The 15,851-nt window shown below is 53.7% G+C and carries 18 protein-coding genes; 2 read left to right on the top strand and 16 right to left on the bottom strand.

All coding sequences use genetic code 11. The features are described from left to right. Nucleotides 1–27: 27 nt before the first annotated feature. The 4 genes from HZU72_RS19795 to HZU72_RS19810 all read right to left on the bottom strand — a co-directional run bounded on the left by HZU72_RS19795 (nt 28) and on the right by HZU72_RS19810 (nt 2,957). Entirely contained in the window at nt 28–606 is a 579-nt protein-coding gene (locus HZU72_RS19795) for a hypoxanthine-guanine phosphoribosyltransferase (RefSeq protein ID WP_180095165.1), read from the bottom strand. Nucleotides 607–655: 49 nt separating this feature from the next. Then, a complete protein-coding gene (gene nagZ / locus HZU72_RS19800) occupies nt 656–1,687 on the bottom strand; it encodes a beta-N-acetylhexosaminidase (protein ID WP_180095167.1) in 1,032 nt (343 codons plus the stop codon). A gap of 63 nt (nt 1,688–1,750) precedes the next feature. Next, a complete protein-coding gene (locus HZU72_RS19805; protein ID WP_180095169.1) occupies nt 1,751–2,287 on the bottom strand; it encodes a L,D-transpeptidase in 537 nt (178 codons plus the stop codon). Further along, a complete protein-coding gene (locus tag HZU72_RS19810) occupies nt 2,265–2,957 on the bottom strand; it encodes a TetR/AcrR family transcriptional regulator (RefSeq protein WP_022523252.1) in 693 nt (230 codons plus the stop codon). Before HZU72_RS19810 ends, HZU72_RS19805 begins: the two co-directional genes overlap by 23 nt. Nucleotides 2,958–3,224: 267 nt before the next feature. Here HZU72_RS19810 and lexA point away from each other — a divergent pair, with 267 nt between their 5' ends. Further along, complete coding sequence (gene lexA, locus HZU72_RS19815; RefSeq protein WP_180095171.1) at nt 3,225–3,905, top strand: transcriptional repressor LexA; 681 nt, start codon at nt 3,225–3,227, stop codon at nt 3,903–3,905. Nucleotides 3,906–3,913: 8 nt separating this feature from the next. On the opposite strand, the gene HZU72_RS19820 is transcribed toward lexA, so the two are convergent. Next, entirely contained in the window at nt 3,914–4,585 is a 672-nt protein-coding gene (locus HZU72_RS19820; RefSeq protein ID WP_180095173.1) for an energy-coupling factor ABC transporter permease, read from the bottom strand. Between the two features lie 35 nt (nt 4,586–4,620). Next, nucleotides 4,621–5,475, bottom strand: coding sequence for a formyltetrahydrofolate deformylase (purU, locus tag HZU72_RS19825; RefSeq protein ID WP_180095175.1), 855 nt, complete (start codon nt 5,473–5,475; stop codon nt 4,621–4,623). A 230-nt stretch (nt 5,476–5,705) separates the two neighbouring features. On the opposite strand from purU, the gene HZU72_RS19830 reads away from it, so the two are divergent. Beyond that, nucleotides 5,706–7,316: a ribonuclease J gene (locus tag HZU72_RS19830; protein ID WP_180095273.1), complete on the top strand. Its 1,611-nt coding sequence runs from the start codon at nt 5,706–5,708 to the stop codon at nt 7,314–7,316. Nucleotides 7,317–7,356: 40 nt separating this feature from the next. On the opposite strand, the gene moaE is transcribed toward HZU72_RS19830, so the two are convergent. The 10 genes from moaE to HZU72_RS19880 form a co-directional block, all read right to left on the bottom strand. Continuing rightward, on the bottom strand, nt 7,357–7,824 hold the full coding sequence (moaE, locus tag HZU72_RS19835) for a molybdopterin synthase catalytic subunit MoaE (protein ID WP_286902953.1): 468 nt from the start codon (nt 7,822–7,824) through the stop codon (nt 7,357–7,359). Nucleotides 7,825–7,826: 2 nt separating this feature from the next. Continuing rightward, nucleotides 7,827–8,624, bottom strand: coding sequence for a cyclic pyranopterin monophosphate synthase MoaC (gene moaC, locus HZU72_RS19840; protein WP_180095177.1), 798 nt, complete (start codon nt 8,622–8,624; stop codon nt 7,827–7,829). A 4-nt stretch (nt 8,625–8,628) separates the two neighbouring features. After that, nucleotides 8,629–9,252 (bottom strand): molybdopterin-guanine dinucleotide biosynthesis protein B, encoded by a 624-nt coding sequence (mobB, locus tag HZU72_RS19845; RefSeq protein WP_180095179.1) that lies wholly within the window; start codon nt 9,250–9,252, stop codon nt 8,629–8,631. Between the two features lie 71 nt (nt 9,253–9,323). Beyond that, on the bottom strand, nt 9,324–10,556 hold the full coding sequence (locus tag HZU72_RS19850; protein ID WP_180095181.1) for a uracil-xanthine permease family protein: 1,233 nt from the start codon (nt 10,554–10,556) through the stop codon (nt 9,324–9,326). 91 nt (nt 10,557–10,647) lie between these two features. Further along, entirely contained in the window at nt 10,648–11,277 is a 630-nt protein-coding gene (gene upp / locus HZU72_RS19855) for a uracil phosphoribosyltransferase (RefSeq protein WP_009286930.1), read from the bottom strand. A gap of 95 nt (nt 11,278–11,372) precedes the next feature. Next, nucleotides 11,373–12,056: a uracil-DNA glycosylase gene (ung, locus tag HZU72_RS19860; RefSeq protein WP_180095182.1), complete on the bottom strand. Its 684-nt coding sequence runs from the start codon at nt 12,054–12,056 to the stop codon at nt 11,373–11,375. Between the two features lie 2 nt (nt 12,057–12,058). Continuing rightward, nucleotides 12,059–12,538, bottom strand: a complete 480-nt coding sequence (gene gpt / locus HZU72_RS19865) for a xanthine phosphoribosyltransferase (RefSeq protein ID WP_180095183.1) — start codon at nt 12,536–12,538, stop codon at nt 12,059–12,061. 6 nt (nt 12,539–12,544) lie between these two features. After that, entirely contained in the window at nt 12,545–13,090 is a 546-nt protein-coding gene (locus tag HZU72_RS19870; RefSeq protein ID WP_180095184.1) for an adenine phosphoribosyltransferase, read from the bottom strand. A gap of 39 nt (nt 13,091–13,129) precedes the next feature. Next, nucleotides 13,130–14,428 carry an NCS2 family permease gene (locus HZU72_RS19875; protein ID WP_180095185.1) on the bottom strand — a complete coding sequence of 433 codons (1,299 nt, stop codon included), beginning with the start codon at nt 14,426–14,428 and terminating at the stop codon, nt 13,130–13,132. Nucleotides 14,429–14,656: 228 nt separating this feature from the next. Next, nucleotides 14,657–15,286, bottom strand: a complete 630-nt coding sequence (locus tag HZU72_RS19880; protein ID WP_180095186.1) for a riboflavin synthase subunit alpha — start codon at nt 15,284–15,286, stop codon at nt 14,657–14,659. Between the last annotated feature and the right edge of the window lie 565 nt (nt 15,287–15,851).

Below are 15,851 nucleotides of genomic sequence, written 5' to 3' on the forward strand. Positions count from 1 at the left end.
TGCAAAACTACGCAAGCCCCCAGTGAATTACATGCCTTTGGGGGCAAAAATTCCCGGCGCGTTGCGCCAGTAGCCTTTGTAATCCATACCAAAGCCAAACACATAGCGGTCGGCGACTTCCAGGCTACAATAGTCGGCTTTCAACCCAGGCACTGCTTTGCGGTTGTGCTGTTTATCGACCAGCACCGCTGTGGTAACGCTGGCGGCCTGGGCCTCTTCGCAGTATGCCAAAATGGCCGCCAGCGTCGCACCCTCATCCAGGATATCGTCAACAATCACTACGTGACGGCCCGCCATGGGCACTTCGGGCGAAACGCGCCAAAACAGTTCGCCGCCGCGCAGCTCGTTGCGGTAGCGAGTGGCATGCAGATAATCCACTTCCAACGGAAAGCCCAAGCGGGTAAGCAGATGCCCGGTGGTAATCAACCCCCCATTCATCACACAGTAAAAAACTGGCAGTTTATCGCCTAAATCCCGAGTAATCTCTTCCGCCATACGATCTAGCGCCCGCTCTACCTCTGGTTGAGAAATTAGGCAGTCGGCGTTATCCATCAACTCGCGCATTGAGTCCAACGACTCTAATGCTTCTTTATCCAACTTTGACATCTACCAACTCCACGGCGGGTTAAAGACTTGATTTATTTAAATAAGAGATTTATTCAGCGCTGGGTTTCGGCTTATCCGCTAGCGCTTCCAATTTAGCGTGGGTACGACGCCATCGACCCAATGCGCTCAGCGCGTCAAGATCAGGTCGCGCACGGCTATAGCGCAGTTTAGCGGGGCGCTTAGAATTGATTCCTTGGCATGCCTCCATCACTTCAAGCGCGGAAGCTCGGTCATTACATACCAGCAGCATATCGCAGCCTGCTGCCAGCGCTGCCTGGGCACGCGCTTTGGGGTCACCCGCCTCGTGGGCGCCTGCCATACTCAGGTCATCTGAAAAAATGCAGCCTTTGAAGCCTAGCGACTCCCGCAGCATGCCCAACCAGTTGGGTGAAAAGCCTGCTGGGCGCGTATCAAAAGCACTATAAATAACGTGTGCAGGCATAATCCCATCTAACTGTGAAGCTAACTGGGTAAAGGGCACAAGATCGTGCTGCTTAATCACTTCTAGTGGGCGATCGTCTATCGGTAACGCAACGTGCGAGTCCGCTGCGACCCCACCGTGGCCTGGGAAGTGCTTACCCACAGCGGCCATGCCTGCATCGTGAAGCCCCTGAATAAATGCATTGCCTAGCTGGGCTACGTGCTGTGGGTCACTGCTAAAACTACGATCGCCAATAACGCTGGATAGGCCGCTCTCAACATCTAATACAGGGGCGAAGCTCAGATCCAGACCGCAGGCAGCCATCTCCATCCCCAATAGCCAGCCGGCATCTTTGGCTAACGCCAGCCCCTCTCCTAGGGTAGCGTGGTAACAATCGCCGATACGCGCCATGGCAGGCAGGCGTGTTAACCCCTCTTTTATGCGCTGAACGCGGCCACCTTCTTGATCCACGGCAAGCAGTAAATCAGCACGCACACGGCGAATATCGCTGCAGAGCTTGCGAACCTGATAGCCATTTTCAACGTTGCGGGCAAACAAAATTACGCCCCCTACCGTCGGTTCTAGCAGCAAGCGTTTTTCTGCAGCCGTCAATTTTGGGCCTTCAAGGTCAAGCATGACCGGGCCTAACGGTTGAGTCATCGTGATAGGTCCATGAAAAGGGGCGATGATTCTAGACGATCGTCTAGCGGTGTCAAAATCTGATCAATCAAAGGATTGGCGGCCACCGTGCAACCAAACAGGGGTACCCGGCAACGCTAACGAAAAGATATAGAGCAAATCACTATTGCGTAAACGAATACAGCCGTGGGACGCAGCAACGCCTATGGGCTCGTCAGGCGGCGTCCCGTGCAGGTAAATATAGCGCCGTTGCGAGTCCACCTGACCACCGCGGTTTACGCCCTTTTCCAAGCCACACAGCCACAGTATGCGGGTCAGAATCCAGTCACGCTCTGGATGATCTTCGGCGAGTTCGGGCGAAAATGTCTCGCCCGTCCAGCGGCGACCTCGAAACACCGCATTTTCGGGCATATCACCACCAATGGCCGCGCGCACATAGTGCCACCCGCGGGGGGTTTTACCACTGCCATTGCGTTCCCCGCTTCCGGCGGCACCGGATGAAATAGAACACTCATGGAGCACTTTTGGCCCTCGCCAACAGCGCAGCAACTGTTCGGTAGTATCTATCTCCAGCCAAATATGTTCCGTTGGAGGTAGCTCAGCTAGCGTAGGAGTTCGCATGTTTTCCTTCTTCTGGCTTGGCACCGTCAAGGGCTATGGGTAACGGCGCATTCATAGCAGCCACCACTACCGGGAGCAATCGCCTGACCAAATCACGCACAGAGACCTGTTCGTGGTAATCCTTCTCCGCGATATCGCGAAGCGCATCGAGGCCAGACAGGGTAAATATTACCGTGCCGAGCACAAAGTGTAGCCGCCAAAAACGCTCGGCGTCAGGTAGATCCGGCGTTGCTTTGCGCACAAGCTCGGTGAAGCGTGTAAACACATCGCCATACTCTTCCTGGATATAACGTCTTAGATGTCCCTGTGCCTGACTGTAGGCAAGGCCCAGCAGGCGCATAAACACTTTCAAACTATTGCGCTCGGCGGGCACCGCAAGAACGGTAGTTGCCATGGTCTCGAGCAGTGTTTCCAAGGGGATAACGCGCCCAGCGTGTTGGCCCTCGAGCTCATCTAGCGCAGTATGAAAGCGCTGGCTAAACGGATCCAGGTAGCGGGCAAAAACGGCCTGAATCAAGGCTTTTTTGGAACCAAAATGGTAATTAACAGCGGCTAAGTTAACCCGCGCTTTGCTAGTGATGTTGCGCAGCGAAGTTTCAGCAAAACCCCGCTCTGCAAACAGCACCTCGGCGGTGTCGAGTATACGGGTCACCGTATCAGATTGAGCCATGTCGCTCTCCAGGGAAACAGGTGTTTAAAACATAGCAAAATACTATGCCATAACGTAGGCGGGCTCAACGCTTGATTTATTGACAAAATGTGACGTATTAAATAAGAAGAAACTTAGTTTCAAACGATTAGGAAAATTGCATAGACATAGTCGATAGGCACTAACAAGCCATATACTGGACAGAGGAACATACTGTATACTTAAACACTTATTGATTAAGTCGACATTTAACTTGTTACTATCTATCCACTATTTATGGAGTCTGGGATGTCGCGTCCGCTAACCGCTCGCCAACAGCACGTGTTCGATTTTATCGTTAAGACCATGGGCGAATTTGGCTACCCTCCTACCCGCGCCGAGATTGCCAAAGCACTTGGCTTCCGCTCACCCAATGCGGCTGAAGAGCATCTGCGCGCGCTGGAACGCAAAGGCGTTATTCGCATTATCCGCAACACCTCTCGCGGCATCCGCCTGCCCAACCAGGAACCTCAAGAAATCCTGGATAGCGCAGTCACCGCCTTACCCACAGCCAACGTGGAAGCCCCACCCACTGGCCTGCCCGTGATCGGGGAAGTAGCCGCTGGCAGCCCCATTTTGGCCGCCGAACATATTGATCGCTACTGCCCGCTACCAGCCGAGTACTTCACTCCCAAAGCTGACTATCTGCTGCGCGTACGCGGCCTTTCCATGAAGGATATTGGCATTTTGGAAGGTGATTTACTGGCGGTTCATCGCACCGACCGGGTTCGCGATGGTCAGATCGTGGTTGCCCGCCTGGACGATGAAGTAACGGTAAAACGCTTCAAACGCCAGGGGCACCAAGTGACGCTGTTTGCAGAGAACCCTGATTTTGCGCCCATTGAAATCGACCTGCGCTCTCAAGCGCTCGATATCGAAGGCGTTGGAGTCGGCGTAATTCGTGGCGGCAACGGCCAGGCACTCGGCTAATAAATCCGCTACTGCAGGTCGATATAGCGGTGGTCATTGAAGGTGGCCACCCAATTTGGGTGATAGACCAACAGGATGCTCAGCAGCATGCCAGTAATAAATGCCTCTGAAGGCATTAGCAGAGGTAAGAAACGCGCATACTCCTGGGCGAGATAGATCGCCTCAGGATCAGTCCCTGCGACGATAATCAGCACTACCGCCGCCAGCCCTCCTCCCAGCGTTGCCAGTGCCGCGCCAAAAAAACCGCAGGCAAACAGAAAGACCATCAAGTTATCCGGCAGGCAGCGATCTACCAGCCGCCATACCGTGCCAATAACGGCCGCCGGGACTATCCCGGTAACCAGCACATTTGCCCCCAGCAACATCCACTCATTATGGCCAATCATCACCATGGCGATATTGATCAGCACGTTGCTAATCAGCGCTAATGGCGCTTTAAAAACGAGTGTCATCAATACCGTAAAGACAAGGTGCAGCGTTAGCCAATCAACCGTCTGGGCACGAAGCTGCCACATCAGCATCACCGCCAGCGTAGCACCCAGCCAGCGGTGCTGAAGCGCTGAATCCCTTATCAACACCCGCCAGGGCCGCCCCCAAAGCGCCCATGCGATCACTGCTAACGAGAGTAGCCAGGTGAGCAGCAGCGCCCAGGGCGCTAATACACTTTGCGCGAATGACATGGCGGCCTCTCAGGTTGATGGGCGTTATAGAGTACTTAGCTAAATACCACTGTCTTGTTGCCGTGCACCAACACGCGATCCTCTAAGTGCCAACGTAAACCTCTCGCCAACACTGCTTTCTCAACGTCACGACCAAAACGTACTAAGTCAGTGGGCGTATGACAGTGGCTAACGCGATGGATATCCTGTTCGATGATGGGGCCTGCATCGAGTTCCTCGGTCACATAGTGGCAGGTAGCGCCAATCAGCTTAACGCCCCGCTGGTAGGCCTGGTGGTAGGGCTTAGCCCCGGCAAAAGAGGGCAAAAAGCTGTGGTGAATGTTAATCACTCGCCCCGCATAGCGCGCGCACAGCTCAGGGGGCAGTATTTGCATATAGCGCGCCAGCACCACGCAGTCGGCACGGGCACTGTCGATTTCGGCCTGAACTTTGGCAAACGATGCTTGCTTATTGTCGGGGTCGACCGCTACATGGTGATAAGGAATGCCGTACCACTCCGTCAGCGAACGCATATCATCATGGTTGGAGATAACCCCGACAATATCGCAATCCAGCTCCCCCGCCTGCCAGCGGTAAAGTAGATCTACCAAGCAGTGTGACTCCCGCGACACCATCAGCACTACTCGCCTACGCTGCTGGGTATCCACCAGTGACCACTGCATATTGAATTCGCTGGCCACCGGTTCAAACGCCGCGCGCAGCGCTTCCGCCGACATACCTACCGAATCCGCCAGAATTTCGTAGCGCATAAAAAAGCAGCCGGTTTCTAAATCGGAGTGCTGGCTGGCTTCGGTAATGGATCCGCCCTGCTGGGCAATAAAGCTCGATACCCGTGCAACAATACCCACCCGGTCAGGACAGGAAACCACTAAACGATAATAATGAGACATGTGAGCTACTCTTGACCTATTGCTAAGTTAATTATGACAAACCAGCGGCTTAGGTCGCATAGTGTATCGGAAGGCCATGGATGATTGTTAGCTGCCCCTGCCTTCCCGTATAGTTAAGTCACTACTTTTTAGGTTTTTCATAACAGATGCATTCACCACGCGTTCAAATTCGTCCCCGTCGTCGTCCACCGCTGCGCATGTTGCCGCTGGGGGGATGCGGTGAGATTGGAATGAATCTAACGCTATACGGCTATGACGATCACTGGATAGCCGTGGACTGCGGCATGATGATCCGCCAGGATCTTCCTAACTCGCCGCTGCAGGTACCCAATCTTGATACGCCGAAAGCACTAGGGATCGTGCCCAAAGCGCTATTTATCACCCATGGCCACGAAGACCACATTGGTGCCGTAGCCTGGCTATGGCCGATGTGGAACTGCCCCATTTACGCCACCCCGCTAGCGGCAGGCCTGTTGCGGCTAAAATTTGCCGAGCATCAGCTTAGCAGTGCGGCTATCCATGTCATTGAACCTGGCGAGGCCCTAGAGAGCGGGCCATTCACGCTGCGTTATTTACTTTTAACTCACTCCATTCCCGAAAGCTGTGCGCTAATAATGATGGCCGGTGGCTATCGCGTTTTACATACCGGCGACTGGAAACTCGACCCTGAACCGATTATCGGCACGCCGATCAGTGCAGCCCTCTTCAAGGCCCTTGCCCCGGTTGACTTGGTAGTGGGCGATTCCACTAACGCCCCCATGCCAGGGCACTCAGGCAGCGAAGGGGACGTCGCCCGCGCCCTGACAAAAACCCTCGCCAAATGCCAGGGCCGGGTGGTGGTCTCCTGCTTTGCCAGTAACCTTGCCCGAGTGTTAGCAATAGGACGCGCCGCTCAGAAGTGTGGCCGCCGCATTAGCTTGATGGGCCGTTCAATGGAGCGCATGGTCAGCGTTGCCCGGGGGCTCGGCTATATGGATGATTTACCGCCTTTGGTGCCCAATCATGACTTAGGCTATCTTCCCCCGGATGAAGTGGTGATTATCGCCACCGGCAGCCAGGGTGAGCCCCGAGCTGCGCTACAGCGCCTCGCCCAGGGTCGCCACCCTTTTGTGGATCTTCAGCCGGGCGATAACGTTATTTTTTCGGCTAAAGCCATTCCTGGCAATGAACGCCCCATTGAACAACTTAAAAAGCGTTTGGCGCACTTAGGCGTCAACCTCTACGACGAGTTCAACCACCCTGAGCTGCACGCTACCGGGCACCCCGCTCAGGATGAACTGATCAAGCTGTATCAGTGGGTCAGGCCAAAACATCTCATACCGGTGCATGGCGAAGCCCGCCACCAACAGGCTCATCAGACTATTGCCAAACAGCTAGGCATTAGCGCTCCATTGGCGCCGGTGAACGGCGATCTAATCTGCTTTGACAGTCACGGGCTGCGCTGTGAATCGCGCTATCCGCAGCCGCCCTGCATAGTCAGTCAAAACAGCGTGGTACCCCACCCTGGTCTTGAGGTGCACGACGCCAACAAGGCCCGTCGCGGCAGCTTATACTTAGCGCTGCCGGTGACTGCTACTGACACTGGATGGGCGCGTATTGGCCGTTTGATGCTGGATGCCACGGGGGCCAGCCCGCTGGATGAAGATAGTTTTAATGATTGGCTGGATGATCAGCTTGAGGAGATTGCAGCAGAGACGCTTGCCGACTTGCGCCAAGCATTACAGCCTCGCATGGTACAGTGGCTGGCGGAGCATATGCAGCATCTGCCCGATGTGCATCTACAGATTATGGCCGCCGAAATGCCAGAGGTCATCCCCCTGGAGAACGCCGTCAATCGTTAGAGCTGTGCATTATTGTGAAAAGCGCAGCAATGCAGCAGTCTCACTCCCAGCGCGCTGCATCTTGTTGATCAGAGTGACGCTCTTTGACCCAATACTCGCCCTGGCTAGAGTGCTCTTTCTTCCAGAAAGGCGCCTGGGTTTTCAGGTAATCCATAATAAAATCGCAGGCTTCGAACGCCTCACGCCGGTGTGCGCTGGCTACGAGAACGCGCACAATCGGATCACCTGGCTCCAGGTAACCGACGCGATGAATAATCCGTACCGCTTGGAGCGACCAACGCTGCCAAGCCTGTTCACCAATCTCCGTCAGCGTACGCTCGGTCATTCCTGGATAGTGTTCCAGCGTTAACCCCGTGACGTCAGGCGATTCATTAAAATCACGCACTAAGCCGGTAAAACTCACCACCGCGCCAATATCACTACGCCCCGCCAAGGCATCGTCATAGCCATAGTCCATTGAAAACGGGGCGGCTTGAATCGCTACTTTAATATCCAGCTTATTATTCACCCTCACCCCCCTGTTACTGGCGGGAAAAATGCCACTTCGTCATCATCAGTCACTAACGCATCGTCATTGGCCATGACCTGATTAATAGCACACAGCGTACGCTGGTCGGTGAGTTGTTTAAAGCGACTATCCTGCTCGGCCAACGCGGCTTTTAACCCGCCAATGTCGCGGCTAGCCAGTTGATCGAGACTCACGACGGTCTCACTTTCGCCTACCCGCTCGCGCAGTTCGGCTAAAAACTTAACCCGCACGCAGGGTGAAGGGCAGCGCTCGCCCAAGCTGACTTCTCCGGCTACGCCGTCACCGGTAACAATCGGCGCCTGGGCGCTCATACGCTGGTAGTCACCACGCTGACCACCTTGCTTGCTGTCGAGTTGTATAGCTTCGATACGCATACCTTTATCGACCGCTTTGCACATATCGTAAAGCGTCAAACAGGCTACCGAGACGGCGGTAAGGGCTTCCATTTCGACCCCAGTGCGTCCATTCAAGCGACACAGCGAGGTTACATGAACGCAGGATTCGGCCACATCAATATCGAACTCAACAGAAACCTTGGAGAGCGCCAGTGAGTGACAGAGAGGAATCAGCTCATGAGTACGTTTGGCCGCCTGGATACCAGCGATACGCGCGGTGGCCAACACATCGCCCTTGGGCAGTTCACCATCGCTAAGTAATTTCAGCGTTTCAGGCTGCATTATAATGCGCCCGGAGGCGACTGCTTCGCGGTGGGTTTCCTGCTTATCGCCGACGTCCACCATATTGGCTTCACCACGGGTATTGAGGTGGGTCAGATGCATGTTGTCACCATTGCTGTTTTGAGGACATACGTTTTGAAGACATACATTTTGAAGACATACATTTTGAAGACATACATTTTGAAGACATAGTATCGTTTTTAGCGCTTAACCAGGTCACTACCCACTGTGCAATCGCTTCATTATCGTCTAGATCTAACTGAGCCACCGAAGCCGCCAGGTCGATAGGCGGTGGTGCACTGAGCGCGACTGCCTCAACCCATCGACCGGTTAAAATAGCCGCATCGCCAATCCCATCGCGGTATAGCACCAGCTTGGGAATCGGCCAAGCTTTGAAGCCTTCGACAATCACCAAATCGGGATCGTGCGGCAACATCATGGCAATTAGCTGGGCTAAATCAGGCTCTTCCTGGTCAGGAGTTTCCTGCATCAGCGCAAAGCGCTGACGGGAAGCCACCAGTATCGGTGCGGCACCTGCGCTACGCAGCTTATAGCTATCCTTGCCCGGCTGGTCGACATCAAACGAGTGGTGCGCATGCTTGATGACAGCGACGCTCAAGCCATGCTCCCCTAATCGTGGCAACAGCTTCTCTAGCAGCGTCGTTTTTCCGGTACCGCTCCAGGCAGCAATCCCCAGTATGGGAAAGGGCGCAGTTAGTTCGTTTTCCATGCCGCCGAAACTCCTGATGATCACTAAACGCTATCATTCTAACGATTCACACAGCGTTTTAGAGAATGACTCTACTCGCCCTCTTGCTCGCGGGGTAATAGCCAGTTCAACGCAATACCCACCAAAGCGGCCAGGCTAACGCCCTGCAGCGTAAACTGGCCACCGCCAAACTGCATGCCGCCAATCCCAAACACCAGTATCAGCGAAACCACGACCAAGTTGCGCGGCGCCGTCAGCGACTGCCCTGCACGTACCAGTGTGTTCATACCGACCACCGCAATGGAGCCAAACAACAGCGTCATTATACCGCCCATTACCGGGCCAGGAATGGTCTGCAGCAACGCACCCAGCTTGGACAAAAACGCCAGCACAATGGCAATAATCGCGGCAACAATCATATACTTGGGATTAAATGCCCGAGTGAGCGTTACCGCCCCGGTGACTTCCGAATAAGTAGTATTCGGCGGCCCGCCGAACAGTGCTGCTACGCTCGTCGCCAGCCCATCGCCTAGCAGAGTGCGATGCAGACCAGGCTTTTCCAGGTAGTTTTTGCGGGTCACCGAACCAATGGCCACCATATCACCAATGTGTTCTACCGCTGGGGCAATCGCGACCGGAATCATAAACAGAATGGCAGCCCAGTGAAAACTGGGTGCGGTAAAACTGGGTATCGATAACCACGCCGCCTCATGCACCGGTGTAAAGTCGACCACACCCATCAACAACGCTAAAAAATAACCGGTGACAATGCCCCCCATGATCGGCACTAAGCGAAGTAGCCCGCGACCAAAAACGGCCAACACAAGTGTGACTAGCAAGCTGGTCATTGATAAGAAAATCGCCGCGCCATAGCCGATATTGTCGCTGGTTTCACCGGTCGCCATGCTTACTGCCACCGGCGCCAGCGCCAGGCCAATCACCATAATCACCGGCCCCACCACCACAGCGGGCAGCAAGCGATGTAGCCAAGCGGTGCCTTTTAAGCGTACAGCCTGGGAGATCGCCACATAGACCAGCCCCGCTGCCATTAGTCCGCCCATGGTTGCCGAAACGCCAAAGCTCGCCACAGAGCCTTGAATAGGCGCTATAAAAGCAAACGATGAGGCTAAAAACACTGGCACGCTCTGCCTGGTGACCCCATGAAATACCAAGGTTCCCACCCCAGCCGTGAACAGCGCAACGCTTGGGTCGAGTCCTGTCAAAAGCGGTACTAACACCAAGGCCCCAAACGCCACAAACAGCATTTGTGCGCCGGTTAAAATGACTTTTGGCCACGACTCAGCCTGACTGGCAGCTTCACGCATAAGTGAATTCCTAGTGATTATTGATTTGATAGCAGGTATACAAAAAAATGCCCCTGACGCTGGGCGTAAGGGGCAATGTCAGTAACGATGCTTAGCGCGTTCCGAAAATCTTATCGCCAGCGTCACCTAGCCCAGGGACGATGTAGCCATTTTCATCGAGGCGGTCATCGATTGAGGCGGTGTAAATTTCGATATCGGGGTAAGCGTCCTGCACCCGTTTGATACCTTCAGGGGCGGCGACGAGAACGATCACCTTCATATGTTCACAGCCACGCTCACGCAGCATGTCTAGTGTAGCCACCATCGAGCCGCCGGTGGCCAACATGGGATCAATCACGATCGCCATGCGCTCTTCGATATCGTTGGCAAACTTGGCAAAGTAAGGTACCGGTTGCAGCGTCTCTTCATCGCGATAAAGACCTACAACGCTTACCCGCGCACTCGGAATTAGATCCGTCACGCCTTCCAGCATGCCGAGCCCGGCACGCAGAATAGGTACAACGGTGACTTTTTTACCTTTTAATCGGCGCGTGGCAATCGGCTCACCGTTCCATCCCTGGATTTCATGATCTTCCAGCTCAAGACCTTTAGTTGCTTCATAGGTCAACAGCTTGGCGACTTCACCTGCCAGTTCACGAAAGCTCTTAGTGCTCAGGTCAACTTCGCGCATCAGACCCAGCTTATGTTGTACAAGCGGATGGTTAATGGCGTAAACACTCATGGGACTTCCTCACTGCAGGGGGTTCAGAATGGCAACCAAGGTTGCATTAGCTAGGCTCAAAATTGCGCGTATTCTACCCGCAACCACTTACTAGGTTAAGGGGTTTCAGGCAATTGCCATTCGATAGGCGCTCGCCCTTGCGCCTGAAGAAATTGATTGGCTTGGGAAAAATGCCGGGTACCAAAAAAGCCCCGATGCGCAGAGAGAGGTGATGGGTGCGGGGCTTCCAGTATTAAATGGCGCCCTTGGTCGATTAACGCCTTCTTCTGGCGCGCATGACTGCCCCAAAGCAGAAACACACACGGCGGCGCGTGCAGGCTGACGGTTGCAATCGCGCGGTCAGTGAAGGGCTCCCATCCCTTACCGCGATGAGATGCCGCATTGCCCTGCTCCACGGTCAGCGAAGTGTTTAATAACAACACGCCCTGCTTGGCCCATGCTTCCAGATGGCCGTGGCGCACGGGGGTAAAACCAACATCGGTGGCCAACTCCTTATAGATATTGACCAGCGACGGCGGCACGGGTACACCGGGCTGCACGGAAAAGCATAAACCGTGAGCCTGATTGGGCCCGTGATAGGGATCCTGGCCTAAAATAACCACCTTCACTTCGTTCAACGGAGTCAGTTCAAAGGCTCGAAACCACTGCGTTGAATGGGGATATATGATCTTCTTCGCGGCTTTTTGCTGCGCCAAAAAATCTTTTAGCGCCAACATATAGTCAGCCTGAAACTCATTACCCAGCCACTGACTCCAATCGTCGGGAAGTGGATTGGCCATTATTACCTCTTCATTTGATCAACAAGCGGCTCAACATACGCAACGCCCATATCCCAGGGGAACTGAATCCAACACTGCTGGGCAACTTCGGTCAGATATTGATCCACCATGGGGCGACCATCCGGCTTGGCGTAGATAGTCACAAAGTGAGCGTTAGGCAGCATTTTACGTACTGCCCGCGCTGTTTTGCCAGTATCCACCAAGTCATCGACCAGCAACCAACCCTCACCGTCATGATCGACGCCCTTCATGATATCCAGGCCGCCCTGATCCATATGGTCGTAGCTTTTAATACACACGGTATCGATCAGCCGGATATTAAGCTCCCGAGCAATCAGCGCGGCGGGAATTAAACCGCCGCGGGTAATCGCTACGATGCCTTTAAAATCACGCTCGATCATTTGATGGCATAAGGTGCGCACATCACGGTGCAACTGATCCCAGGAGACAAAGAAGTGTTGGTGGTAGCGATCGCTGCTCATGGGGCATTACTCGTCTTCGTTGAAAGAACAAACTGCGAATACACTGTAACCAGCATCGCGAATTTTCTGCGATCCGCCCAGCTCAGGCAGATCAATAATGGTGGCAGTCTCAACCACCTGACCACCGCTGCGCTGAATGAGGTTGGCCGCGGCCAGCATGGTGCCACCAGTGGCGATCAGGTCATCCATCAGTAGAATACGGTCATCTTTCTGGAACGCATCGGAGTGCAGCTCCACTTCTGAATGTCCGTACTCCAGCTTATAAGTCTCGCTGATGGTCTTGAAAGGCAGCTTGCCCTTCTTACGCACCGGTACAAAGCTGCAACCCAACTCATAAGCGAGCGGCGCACCAATAATAAAGCCACGCGCATCGATGGCCGCGATGGCATCCAGGTTCATTTCCTGATAACGGTGAACGAAGCTATCGATCAGCTTGCGAAAGGCTGCGCTATTTTGCAGCAACGGGGTGATGTCGCGAAAATTCACGCCCTGTTCAGGCCAATCGGGAACCGTGCGAATGACGGACTTAATGTAGTCGCCGTAGATGCTCATCGCGTCTCTCATTGAGGGATAAAAAGTGGTAATGATCAATCAAACCAAGAAAAGGTATCTTGTCGCAAACAGCAACGCCAAAATAATCACCGCCGGATTCAGGTCGGCAAAACGGCCCGACAACGTCTTGATCGCTACATAGCTAATAAAACCAAGCGCAATACCTTCAGCAATCGAAAACGTCAGCGGCATCGCCAGAGCGGCAATCAGTACCGGCGCGGCGTCGGTGGGGTCTTCCCAATTCGCGTGGGCCAAACTTCCTGCCATCAGTACTGCTACATACAGCAGCGCACCTGCAGTAGCGTAGGCCGGAATAGAACCCGCCAGCGGTGCGAAGAACAAACTGATCAGGAACAGAACGCCAACCACTACCGCCGTTAAGCCAGTACGGCCACCCGACGCGATACCCGCAGTAGATTCAATGTAGCTCGTCGTGGTGGAAGTACCCAAGGCGGCCCCCGCCATTGACGCGGTGCTGTCGGCCATCATGGCGCGGCCAATGCGCGGTAACTTGCCATCCTTGTCCAGCAGCTTGCCACGGTGGGCAACGCCTACCAGGGTGCCGGAGGTATCAAATAGATCCACAAACAGGAAGGCAAAAATCACGCTAAGCATCGCCACATCCAGCGCGCCCATCAAATCCATCGCCATAAAGGTAGGCGCAATAGAGGGTGGCATCGACATAAGCCCCCCGTACTCATTATGACCGAGTACCATTGCAACAATAGTAATTCCCAAAATCCCGATCATGACGGCACCGGTCACTCGCAAGTAAGAGAGTGCGGTAATCACAAAGAAGCCTAGCAGTGCATAAATAGCCGCGGGTTGGGAAAGATCACCTAAGGAAACAAAGGTCGCGGGGTTGGCAACCACAATACCGGCGTTCTTAAGCGCTATCATTGCCAGGAAAAGGCCAATACCAGCGGCGATCCCCAGCCGTAACGTCATGGGAATGGAGTTAATGATCCACTCGCGAATTTTAAAAATACTCAACAAGAAGAACGTTAGACCTGAGAAGAACACCGCCCCCAGCGCGGCTTCCCAGGTATAGCCCATCCCCAGCACCACGCCGTAGGTGAAAAAGGCATTCAAACCCATGCCTGGCGCCTGAGCTATCGGGTAGTTAGCCCACATCCCCATGACGAAACAGCCAATCGCTGCCGCTAGGCAAGTGGCGACGAACACCGCGCCGTAGTCCATCCCCGCTTCAGACAAAATGCTCGGGTTTACAAAGATGATATAGGCCATCGTCAGGAAAGTGGTGATCCCGGCGATAACTTCTGTCTTCACGTTGGTTTTGTGCTCGGAGAGCTTGAAATAGTTATCCAGAAGTTTCATGAATCTTTTAATCCTTAGCGCTAACGCCGCATGAGTATGCGTTCTGGTGCTGAGAAAAGCCGCACATACTACCGAAACGCTCGCCGTGATGCGAGCGCCTCAGCGTAGCGACCAATGTTAGCGGAAATCGCCCGCCGCCTAATGTCTAGCAATCTTTAGGCCATAAATTAACCGATCGGTCAGCCCATTAACCAAAAAAGCTGATTATAGCCGTTGCCGCGTCACTTACTAAACGCCGCTTTTTTGGGAAAGCACGCGCTCAACGGTTTCAACGATAACCTGGGTTTGCGGGTCAATTTCAATATTGACCTGATCCCCGGGGGCTCGATCCTGAAGCGTGGTACGCGACAGTGTCTCAGGAATTAAATTGACGCTGAACTCCACATCCCCGCTTTCAGCAGGGCGTACATCGCCAATGGTCAAGCTAATACCATCCACTCCGATATAGCCCTTTTCAAACACGAATCGGCCCAGTCGTTCCGGCAGCGAAAACCATAGCCGACGGTTGTTAGGCGCCTCTTCGATGGCCACCACTTCTGCCATGGAAATGATGTGGCCTGACATGGAGTGCCCGCCTATCTCATCACCAAAGCGCGCCGCGCGCTCTATATTGACGCATTGTCCAGGGGTGATTGCACCAAGATTAGTCAATCGCAGCGTTTCACGCATCAAATCAAAACTAACGCTATCCCCCTCTATGGCCGTTACCGTCAAGCAAACGCCGTTATGAGCAACAGACGCGCCGACCTCAAGCCCTTCGCGCATCGCGGGGGGCATTTCCAACACATGCACGCGAAAATCATCCAGCTCACGTACCGCCACAACCCTGGCTACCCCTTGCACAATGCCAGTAAACATAAGGCGCTTTCTCCTCATCTAATAAAAAGCCGTTTGACTCAAATAAGTCGTAAAGAGCAAGTAGCAAAAGCGCCCAATGAATGGCGCAACCTTGCTACTACTCCCTCACCGTTGTGCATTTTGCCTTGAGGTTTTTTTTGATCCCACCATTCTACGCCTTTGACTTTTCTATGGCTGCTTTCAACTCAAGGTAACTTCATCTAGCTGCACATCTTTAAAAAACGCACGCGCAGAATTAAAAACTTAATTATTTATAAAAAACAGAAAATAATGCTGACTCGACGACTTAAATCATAAAATCAGATGGATAAAATTGACAAGATAGCGACCTATCTCTAAAATTTTTCGCAAATGTAATGACGCCGATTTGTACCCAGATTGCGGGCGTCCACCTAGTCTATGGCTTAGTATTTAGCCTATTGATTGAGTGAAGTGCAGCTAAACGGGTGTGTCCAGCGTTGATGGCCACCCATTGGGGTGGCCTTTTTTATTTTCTATTCGATACTGGCCCTCCCCCAGCTTGCATCCCGCACTCCGTCTCCGGCCTACCGTTAAGGCAGACGCT

It is taken from the genome of Vreelandella sedimenti (genome assembly GCF_013416325.1).
GTDB lineage: Bacteria > Pseudomonadota > Gammaproteobacteria > Pseudomonadales > Halomonadaceae > Vreelandella > Vreelandella sedimenti.

What these genes read in the sequence shown, in the direction of transcription:
- purU (WP_180095175.1), bottom strand. Translation starts at nt 5,475, where the DNA reads ATGTCTCATTATTATCGTTTAGTGGTTTCCTGTCCTGACCGGGTGGGT.
- HZU72_RS19795 (WP_180095165.1), bottom strand. Translation starts at nt 606, where the DNA reads ATGTCAAAGTTGGATAAAGAAGCATTAGAGTCGTTGGACTCAATGCGC.
- nagZ (WP_180095167.1), bottom strand. Translation starts at nt 1,687, where the DNA reads ATGACTCAACCGTTAGGCCCGGTCATGCTTGACCTTGAAGGCCCAAAA.
- HZU72_RS19850 (WP_180095181.1), bottom strand. Translation starts at nt 10,556, where the DNA reads ATGCGTGAAGCTGCCAGTCAGGCTGAGTCGTGGCCAAAAGTCATTTTA.
- mobB (WP_180095179.1), bottom strand. Translation starts at nt 9,252, where the DNA reads ATGGAAAACGAACTAACTGCGCCCTTTCCCATACTGGGGATTGCTGCC.
- HZU72_RS19805 (WP_180095169.1), bottom strand. Translation starts at nt 2,287, where the DNA reads ATGCGAACTCCTACGCTAGCTGAGCTACCTCCAACGGAACATATTTGG.
- HZU72_RS19810 (WP_022523252.1), bottom strand. Translation starts at nt 2,957, where the DNA reads ATGGCTCAATCTGATACGGTGACCCGTATACTCGACACCGCCGAGGTG.
- lexA (WP_180095171.1), top strand. Translation starts at nt 3,225, where the DNA reads ATGTCGCGTCCGCTAACCGCTCGCCAACAGCACGTGTTCGATTTTATC.
- moaC (WP_180095177.1), bottom strand. Translation starts at nt 8,624, where the DNA reads ATGCATCTGACCCACCTCAATACCCGTGGTGAAGCCAATATGGTGGAC.
- upp (WP_009286930.1), bottom strand. Translation starts at nt 11,277, where the DNA reads ATGAGTGTTTACGCCATTAACCATCCGCTTGTACAACATAAGCTGGGT.
- gpt (WP_180095183.1), bottom strand. Translation starts at nt 12,538, where the DNA reads ATGAGCAGCGATCGCTACCACCAACACTTCTTTGTCTCCTGGGATCAG.
- HZU72_RS19880 (WP_180095186.1), bottom strand. Translation starts at nt 15,286, where the DNA reads ATGTTTACTGGCATTGTGCAAGGGGTAGCCAGGGTTGTGGCGGTACGT.
- HZU72_RS19870 (WP_180095184.1), bottom strand. Translation starts at nt 13,090, where the DNA reads ATGAGCATCTACGGCGACTACATTAAGTCCGTCATTCGCACGGTTCCC.
- HZU72_RS19820 (WP_180095173.1), bottom strand. Translation starts at nt 4,585, where the DNA reads ATGTCATTCGCGCAAAGTGTATTAGCGCCCTGGGCGCTGCTGCTCACC.
- HZU72_RS19875 (WP_180095185.1), bottom strand. Translation starts at nt 14,428, where the DNA reads ATGAAACTTCTGGATAACTATTTCAAGCTCTCCGAGCACAAAACCAAC.
- ung (WP_180095182.1), bottom strand. Translation starts at nt 12,056, where the DNA reads ATGGCCAATCCACTTCCCGACGATTGGAGTCAGTGGCTGGGTAATGAG.
- HZU72_RS19830 (WP_180095273.1), top strand. Translation starts at nt 5,706, where the DNA reads ATGAATCTAACGCTATACGGCTATGACGATCACTGGATAGCCGTGGAC.